Source organism: Curtobacterium sp. B18, assembly GCF_000333375.1.
Taxonomy (GTDB): Bacteria; Actinomycetota; Actinomycetes; order Actinomycetales; family Microbacteriaceae; genus Curtobacterium.
In genome coordinates this window covers 1-7,886 of sequence record NZ_BACZ01000217.1, presented here as the reverse complement: position 1 = coordinate 7,886, position 7,886 = coordinate 1, and the positions used below count along the sequence as shown (strand labels likewise).

Here is a 7,886-nt window from a genome sequence, read left to right as displayed (position 1 = left end):
GACGTTCGCGACCTGGAACGAGGTCACCGAGGACGAGCTCCCCGGCGAGGCACAGTCGGCCGAGCACGTCATCGCCGCCTACTCCGACCTGCTGCCGGCGGACCTGGCGTCCACGCTGCTCGACCTCCCCGCCGAGCGCCGGTTCGAGGTCGCCGAGGAGCTCCCCGACGACCGGCTCGCCGACGTGCTCGAGGAGATGCCCGACCAGGAGCGCATCGAGATCCTCACCCGGCTCGAGGACTCCCGGGCCGCCGACGTCCTCGACCACATGCAGCCCGACGACGCGGCCGACGTCCTCGCGCAGTTCTCCGACGAACGCAGTGAAGCGCTCCTCCAGCTCATGGAGCCGGAGGAGGCGCAGGACGTCCGCATGCTCCTCGAGTACGAGCCGGACACCGCCGGTGGGCTCATGACGACCGAGCCGGTGATCGTCTCGGCGGACGCCACCGTCGCCGAGGGCCTCGCACTCGTCCGCCGTCACGAGCTCGCGCCGGTGCTCGGTGCCGCCGTCTGCGTGACGCTGCCGCCGTACGAACCGCCGACCGGGCGGTTCCTCGGGCTCGTGCACTTCCAGCGGATGCTCCGGTACCCGCCGAACGAGCGGCTCGGCACCCTGATCGACCAGCAGACCGACCCGGTCCGCGTGGACGCGAGTGCGGCCGAGGTCACGCGCATCATGGCGACCTACAACCTGCTGTCCGTGCCCGTGGTCGACGACGCCCACCGACTCGTCGGGGTGGTGACGATCGACGATGTCCTCGACCACGTCCTGCCGGACGACTGGCGAAGTCAGGGCGAGGGGGAACCCTCACCGCTTCCACGCCAACGCCCACGCAGGACGCCCGTGACGACGGGAAGGAGGACCACCCGTGGCCCGAACGGATGACAACCGCCGCGATCGCGAGCGGACCGACGCTCGACTCGACTCGCCCAAGGGCATGCGCACCCGCGTCCTGCCGACCCGACGCCGCGGCCGTGGTGACACCTTCGGTCGCGCGACCGAGGGCATCGCGCGGGCCATGGGCACGCCGTGGTTCCTCGTCGGCCTCACCCTCTTCTGCGTCGTGTGGATGGGCTACAACACGCTCGCACCCCGGGCGTGGCAGTTCGACTCCGCGGCGATCGGCTTCACGGCCCTGACGCTCGTGCTGTCCCTGCAGGCGTCGTACGCGGCACCGCTCATCCTGCTCGCCCAGAACCGGCAGGACGACCGCGACCGCGTGCAGTTCGAGCAGGACCGGCAGCGCGCCGAGCGGAACCTCGCCGACACCGAGTACCTCGCCCGCGAGGTCGTGGCGCTCCGCCTGGCGATGCGGGACATGGCGTCGAAGGACTTCATCCGCGCCGAGATCCGCTCCCTGCTCGAGGAGCTCGACCGGCGCGACGCCGAGGACGCCGGCTTCGCCGACGAACCCGGCACGACGGCCCGTGGCTGACGGCGACCGGTCCGACGAGCAGCTGGGCACCGCGGTCCTCGCCGCGCTCGGCCGCGTGATCGACCCCGAGATCCGCCGGCCCGTCACGGAGCTCGACATGATCCGTGGTGTCGACGTGCAGCCAGGAGGCGCGGTGCGCGTCGACCTGCAGCTCACGATCGTCGGGTGCCCAGCCGCCGACACCATCGAGCGCGACGTGCGTGCGGCCGCGGGTTCCGTGGACGGTGTCTCCAGCGTGGCGGTCGACGTGTCCGTGATGGCCCCGGCGACCCGCGCCGCGCTCACCGAACGCCTCCGCGCGGGGAGACCCCGGGGCGTGCAGTTCACCGCGGACTCGCTCACCCGGGTGATCGCGGTCACGAGCGGCAAGGGCGGCGTCGGCAAGTCGACGGTCACCGTGAACCTCGCGGCGGCCCTCGCGGCCCGCGGGCAGCGCGTGGGGATCGTCGACGTCGACGTGCACGGGTTCAGCGTGCCCGGGCTGATGGGCCTCACCGACGAGCACGGCGTCGCACCCCGGCCGACACGGGTAGACAGCATGATCCTCCCGCCGGTCGCCCACGACGTGAAGGTCGTCTCGATCGGCATGTTCGTCGACGACGTCTCGACCGCGGTGTCGTGGCGCGGCCCGATGCTGCACCGGACCGTCTCGCAGTTCCTCACCGACGTGTACTTCGGCGACCTCGACGTACTCCTGCTCGACCTGCCGCCCGGCACCGGAGACGTGGCGATCTCGGTCGGCCAGCTCCTCCCGCACGCCGAGGTCCTCGTCGTCACCACGCCCCAGGCGGCCGCGGCGGACGTCGCCGAGCGGAGCGGTACGGTCGCCCGGCAGACCGGGCAGCGGGTGATCGGCGTGGTCGAGAACATGGCGGGTCTCGTGCAGCCGGACGGCCAGGTGCTGCACCTCTTCGGCGAGGGTGGTGGCGAGGAGACCGCGCGACGGCTCTCCCGCGGCCAGGACGCCCCGGTGCCGGTCCTCGGCAGCGTGCCGCTGTCGGTGCCGCTCCGCGAGGGCGGGGACGCCGGGCTGCCGGTCGTGCTCGGCGTTCCAGGAGACCCGGCGGCGCTGGCGCTGGCGGAGATCGCGGACCGCATCGGCACCATGGGGCGCGGGCTGTCGGGTCGGAAGCTCGGTCTGACGCTGTCGTAGGGTCGAGTGCATGAGCACTGATCACGTCAGCGTCGACTGGGAGCAGGCCCGCGACACCAACCGCGCGAACTGGGACGACCGGGTGCCCATCCACGAGGGCGCCTACGAGATCGACGCCCTGACCGACCCGGACCACCGCTCGACCGTGGTCCGCGACGACCTGCCGGCGCTCCGCCCCTGGCTGCCGGAGGGTTCCCTCGCCGGCCTCGACCTCTGCCACCTGCAGTGCCACATCGGCACCGACACGGTCTCGCTCGCACGCGAGGGCGCCCGCGTCACCGGCGTCGACTTCTCCCCCGCGGCGCTCGCCTCGGCCGCCGGGCTGTCGGCACGCCTCGGCCTCGACGTCACCTGGGTCGAGACGGACGTCCTCGACGCCCGAGCTGCGGTGGTCGGCGACTTCGACGTCGTCTACACGAGCATCGGCACGATCTGCTGGCTCGACGACCTGGACCGCTGGGCGGCCCAGGTCGCGGCGCTCCTCCGGCCGGGCGGCGTGTTCTTCATCCGCGACGGCCACCCCGCCCTGTACGCGCTCGACGAGGACGCCGACGGGCTCGTCACCCGCTACCGGTACTTCGCGGACGGCTCGGCACAGCAGTGGGACGACGCCGGCACCTACGCCGGCGAGGGCACGGTGGCGAACACCCGGACGTACGAGTGGCCGCACCCGCTGTCCGAGATCGTGAACGCCATGCTCGGTGCCGGGCTCCGACTCCGACGACTCGACGAAGGCCGCACCCTGCCGTGGCGGTTCAGCGCGCGCATGGTCGACACCGGCGACGGCTCGTGGGCGTGGCCCGGCGAGGACCGGGACCGGCTCCCCACGACGTTCACGATCGTCGCCACCAGGGACTGAGCGGGCGGACCACAGCCGAACAGTCCGGAGACCGCTCGGCTGTACGTCCTTTCATGGACAGGTCGTTCCACCGCGGAGCATTATGCAGGGGTATTCCACAATGCTCCTGCGGAATCTCGGTCTGCAGGAGCTCCACCCGTGTCCGGCAACGACGCCGGCCGAGGACAGGAGAACCGTGTGAACAGCAAGACCAGGCTCAGGATCGGACTCGTCGCGGCGATCGCGGCGGCACTCGCGGGCGGCTCCGTCGCCGCGGGTCCCGCCATGGCCGCCACCGCGGCGTGCGCGACCGCGTGGAACGCCGGCACCGCCTACACCGGCGGGGCGACGGCGAGCGAGAACGGCACGAACTACACCGCGAACTGGTGGACGCAGGGCGACGACCCGGCGACCCACTCCGGGGCGACGGGGAGCGGCCAGCCGTGGACCTCGACCGGCGCGTGCAGCGGCACGGGCACCGGCGGGGGCACGGGTGGCGGCGGGACCGGCACGGGCGGGGGTACCGGCGGGGGCACGGGCACGGGCGGCTCGGGCGGGACGGCGAAGGGCCTGGTCTTCAGCCCCTACAAGGACGTCACCGTGAACCTCGACTGGAACACCAACGTGATGAACACCGCGGTCACCGGATCACGGGTCCCCGTCGTCGGGTCGTCGAACAGTCTCGTGTCCACCCGTGAGCCCGGGCTCGGGGCGATCACCCTCGCCTTCGCGACCGGCACCTGCGGCAGCGAGAACTGGGGCGGGGTCGCCGCGGACGCCTTCGCGAGCGCCAACATCCCGAAGCTCGACGCCGCCGGGGTGAACTACATCGTCAGCACCGGCGGCGCGGCGGGGTCGTTCAAGTGCTCCGGTACGGCGCTGCAGAGCTTCATCGCGCGGTACGCGACCCCGCACATGATCGGCGTCGACTTCGACATCGAGAGCGGGCAGTCCGCCGCCGACGTGCAGAACCTCGTGAACGCCGCGGCGCTCGCGCAGTCGAAGTACCCGGGGATGCGGTTCTCGTTCACCCTCGCGACCCTGGCTGCCAGCGACGGGAGCTTCGGCGGCCTGAACAGCACCGGTGACGCCACGGTCAAGGCCATCAAGGCGTCGAGCCTGACGAACTACACCGTCAACCTCATGACGATGGACTTCGGCCGCGCGACGACCGCGAACTGCGTCCTCTCCGGGTCGACCTGCGAGATGGGCAAGTCCTCGATCCAGGCCGTCACGAACCTCGAGCACACCTACGGCATCGCGCCGTCGAAGATCGAGGTCACCCCGATGATCGGTGTGAACGACGCCTCGGACGAGGTGTTCACCCTCGCCGACGTCGACACGCTGACCGCCTACGCGAAGGCGAACGGTCTCGCAGGCATCCACTTCTGGTCGCTCGACCGGGACACCCCGTGCTCCTCCACGACGGCGATGTCGACCTGCAGCTCGGTGCCGAGCGCACCGGCGCTCGCCTGGACGGACCGGTTCCTGGCCGTCACACGGTCACGTGATCCGGCGTCAGGTCGCCTCGGCGTCGAACGGTGCTGCCTCGCCGACGGCGAGCGGCACCACGGGTGCCGTCGCACGGACCTTGGAGGCGGTCACCTGCGCCGTCTGCACGGCGGCCACGCTGCTGCCGGAGTCGAGCAGCGCGTCACGGATGATGCGTCGCGGGTCGTACTGCCGGGGGTCCAGCTTCTGCCAGTCGACCTCGTCGAACTCCGGGCCCATCTCCTCGCGCATCCGGTCCTTCGCGGTGTCGGCGAAGCGGCGGACGGCCTTGACGAACTCGGCGAGCTTCTGTGCGTACTGCGGCAGCCGCTGCGGACCGAGCAGGAGGACGCCGATGATCCCGATCACCAGGAACTTCTCGAAGCCGTCGAACACGGTACGAGCGTAACCCGTCCGCACCGCGCAGCACCCGTAGAGTTGTCACCCGAACGGAGTGTGCGTGTCAGAGAAAGAGTCGAACTGGAAGTTCGCCGAGGACATCGTCTCGGAGTCCGAGGTGATCGCCCGAGCGCGGGAGCACTCCCTCGAACTCGGGGTCGAGGCGATCTCCCCCGCCATCGGCGCACAGATCGGGGTCGTCGCGGCCGCCTCGCGCGCCACGAGCATGATCGAGATCGGGACCGGACTCGGGGTGTCCGGGCTGTACCTGCTCGGGGGCGCACCGTCCGCCACGCTCACCACGATCGACGTCGAGGTCGACCACCAGCAGTACGCCCGTGACGCGTTCATCGCCGCCGGCACCGCACCCGCACGCATCCGGCTCATCCCGGGTCGCGCGAACCAGGTGCTGCCGCGCATGAACGAGGCGTCCTACGACGTCGTCCTCGTCGACGCCGACCCGGAGCACGTCATCGAGTACGTCGAGCACGGCCTGCGGCTGGCGCGCCTCGGCGGGACCGTCCTCGTGCCGCACGCCCTGTGGCGCGGCCGCGTCGCCGATCCCGTGAAGCGGGACCGGGCGACCACCGACTTCCGCCTGCTGCTCACCGAGGTCTCGACGTCGGGTGCGGTCATCAGCGCACTGTCGCCGGCCGGAGACGGACTGCTGCAGATGACGAAGGTCTCCGCCTAGTCAGAGGTAGCGACGCACCTCGTCGGTGAACTTCGGAACGCCCGCTCGCCGGAGCGTGCCGAGGATGTCGTGCACGCTCTGTGGAGGCGAAACATAATCCTCACTGAGCTCCCGGAGCACCCTGATGATCATGCCCGGGAACAGATCAAGCTGGTCGAGCAAGAACGTGTCGGGGTGAACGACCTCGACGTCGAAGGCTTCGAGTGACTCTGTCGGGAAGTCACGGACGTTGAAGGTGACGAGGAGGTCGGCCTTCGAACGGATCGCCGCAGCCAGGACGTGGCGATCCTTCGGATCGCACGTCAACCCGTCGACGAGGTCGCCGTGCCCGGTCACGAGCGCGTCTGGGAAGTAGGTCCGCATCATGTCCAACCGTCGGACGATCCCTTCCGACGTGATCCCGCCAGCGACCGCGTTCCGTCGAACCTCGTCGAGGACTTCCTCAGACCACAGCGGGCGGAAGGCTCCTTCGTCAGCGAGCCGGAGGAGAACATCCGAGAGCGTGATGCCGTAGATCGCGCAGGCGTCGAAGAAGACGGGGAACGCCACGATCAGCCAGCCGTCGCCCCGTCGTCCTGCACCCGTTCGAGCACCTGCCCGTCGCGCGCAGCTCGCCGCAGAGCTGCACGGCGCCGGGTTCGGAACTGCTCTTGGAAGTCAACGAGATCACGGAGGAGCACTCGACGGTGCCGACCGCGCTTGTCGAACGCGATACTTCCGTCCTCGAGGTACTTCACGAGCGTCGGGCGTGACACTCCGAGGAAATCGGCAGCCTGCTGCGTGGTCATCTGGGTGTCGTTCCGCGCGACGGTCACGCCGCTCCCCTGCGCGAGCGCGTCAGCGACCTGTTCGAGCACCTCGAAGATCTCCGTCGGGATCTTCCGCACCCGCCCGTCGGGCGCGCGGAGTTCGGCGAGTTGCTCGTCACGCGCGGCGTGTTCGATCTCACGGAGCAGCTGCGCGAGTCCCGCGATGTCTTCGCGGTCATCCGCAGGGAAGTACGTCCGCGACGTCGCGCGGCGGTCCGGAAGGTCGGTGGGCGTCGACATGTCGCTGATCCTAGTCGAAATATCGAAAACAGCTGTCGTCCCCCCGGTGGCGCAGGTACCGCTCCGGGACTCCAGGAACGATCGCTGGTGCCGGACCAGGTCGAGGTCGGCCCATTCCGTGCGCCGGAGCCCCCACTCGCCGACCTCGTGGATCGTCGCACCGGGGAAGGCCGCGAGCACCGGTGAGTGCGTCGACATGAGCACCTGTCCGACACCGCTCTCGACGATGGACTGCAGCAGGCCGATCAGCGCCAGGCAGCCGGAGAACGACAGCGCGGACTCGGGCTCGTCGAGGATCCACAGGCCGGGCCACCGCGCGCGGTCGATCACGAAGTCGAGGAACGACTCGCCGTGGCTGCGCTCGTGGAAGACCGGCTCGGGTCGGGCGTGGTTCGGGTGCTCCTCGAGGTAGGTGAAGAAGCCGTGCATGGTCTCCGCCCGCAGGAAGAACCCGCCGCGCGGGGCGCCGAAGTCGCGTCGGATGGCGATGTGCTCGCACAGGTCGGACTCGGACGGACGGGTCGCGTGCCGTGCCCCCGTGCCGCCGCCCTCGGGTCCCATGCCGAACTGCAGCGCGATGGCCTCGACGATGGTGGACTTGCCGACACCGTTCTCGCCGACGAAGACCGTGACCGGGTCGAGGTCGAGCCCCTCGTCGAGGAGCTGCCGGACCGGGGCGAGCGTGGCGGGCCAGACGTCGCGTGGCATCGGGTGCGGGTCGCGGAACTCCTCGACGCGACGGATCGGCAGGTGGGTCCTCGGCACGCCGCCATCTTGCCCTGCCGCGCCGACATCCGCCCTGTGCGGGGTAGACGCGCGCGGTGCG

Annotated in this window: 11 protein-coding genes and 1 pseudogene; 6 read left to right on the top strand and 6 right to left on the bottom strand. The window is 70.7% G+C overall.

The window, feature by feature from the left end:
- From I5E_RS05930 to I5E_RS26905, 5 genes and pseudogenes are all read left to right on the top strand, one after another.
- Positions 1–886 (top strand): magnesium transporter MgtE N-terminal domain-containing protein (locus I5E_RS05930; RefSeq protein ID WP_022906183.1); only part of this gene is annotated, 886 nt, incomplete at its 5' end.
- Positions 887–938: 52 nt separating this feature from the next.
- Positions 939–1,436 carry a DUF1003 domain-containing protein gene (locus I5E_RS05925; protein WP_042723632.1) on the top strand — a complete coding sequence of 166 codons (498 nt, stop codon included), beginning with the start codon at positions 939–941 and terminating at the stop codon, positions 1,434–1,436.
- Positions 1,429–2,589 (top strand): Mrp/NBP35 family ATP-binding protein, encoded by a 1,161-nt coding sequence (locus tag I5E_RS05920; protein WP_022906181.1) that lies wholly within the window; start codon positions 1,429–1,431, stop codon positions 2,587–2,589. The genes I5E_RS05925 and I5E_RS05920 overlap by 8 nt, the downstream gene beginning before the upstream one ends.
- Before the next feature lie 10 nt (positions 2,590–2,599).
- Complete coding sequence (locus I5E_RS05915) at positions 2,600–3,448, top strand: class I SAM-dependent methyltransferase (RefSeq protein ID WP_022906180.1); 849 nt, start codon at positions 2,600–2,602, stop codon at positions 3,446–3,448.
- A 264-nt stretch (positions 3,449–3,712) separates the two neighbouring features.
- Positions 3,713–3,856, top strand: a pseudogene (locus I5E_RS26905) (carbohydrate-binding protein); the annotation flags it as partial.
- A 155-nt stretch (positions 3,857–4,011) separates the two neighbouring features.
- Here I5E_RS26905 and I5E_RS25255 read toward each other — a convergent pair.
- The 4 genes from I5E_RS25255 to I5E_RS05880 form a co-directional block, all read right to left on the bottom strand.
- Positions 4,012–4,224: a hypothetical protein gene (locus I5E_RS25255; protein ID WP_022906178.1), complete on the bottom strand. Its 213-nt coding sequence runs from the start codon at positions 4,222–4,224 to the stop codon at positions 4,012–4,014.
- A 27-nt stretch (positions 4,225–4,251) separates the two neighbouring features.
- Positions 4,252–4,458 carry a hypothetical protein gene (locus tag I5E_RS25250; protein WP_187290466.1) on the bottom strand — a complete coding sequence of 69 codons (207 nt, stop codon included), beginning with the start codon at positions 4,456–4,458 and terminating at the stop codon, positions 4,252–4,254.
- A gap of 321 nt (positions 4,459–4,779) precedes the next feature.
- A complete protein-coding gene (locus I5E_RS25245) occupies positions 4,780–4,926 on the bottom strand; it encodes a hypothetical protein (RefSeq protein WP_022906174.1) in 147 nt (48 codons plus the stop codon).
- A 19-nt stretch (positions 4,927–4,945) separates the two neighbouring features.
- Positions 4,946–5,314, bottom strand: coding sequence for a twin-arginine translocase TatA/TatE family subunit (locus tag I5E_RS05880; RefSeq protein WP_022906173.1), 369 nt, complete (start codon positions 5,312–5,314; stop codon positions 4,946–4,948).
- Between the two features lie 64 nt (positions 5,315–5,378).
- On the opposite strand from I5E_RS05880, the gene I5E_RS05875 reads away from it, so the two are divergent.
- The gene (locus I5E_RS05875; RefSeq protein WP_022906172.1) at positions 5,379–6,011 is read left to right on the top strand and encodes an O-methyltransferase; all 633 of its coding nucleotides are present in this window, start codon (positions 5,379–5,381) and stop codon (positions 6,009–6,011) included.
- On the opposite strand, the gene I5E_RS05870 is transcribed toward I5E_RS05875, so the two are convergent.
- Both I5E_RS05870 and I5E_RS26740 read right to left on the bottom strand, forming a co-directional pair.
- Positions 6,012–6,560 carry a PIN domain-containing protein gene (locus I5E_RS05870; RefSeq protein ID WP_022906171.1) on the bottom strand — a complete coding sequence of 183 codons (549 nt, stop codon included), beginning with the start codon at positions 6,558–6,560 and terminating at the stop codon, positions 6,012–6,014.
- Between the two features lie 2 nt (positions 6,561–6,562).
- Positions 6,563–7,825, bottom strand: coding sequence for a helix-turn-helix domain-containing protein (locus tag I5E_RS26740; protein WP_222836449.1), 1,263 nt, complete (start codon positions 7,823–7,825; stop codon positions 6,563–6,565).
- Positions 7,826–7,886 lie beyond the last annotated feature (61 nt).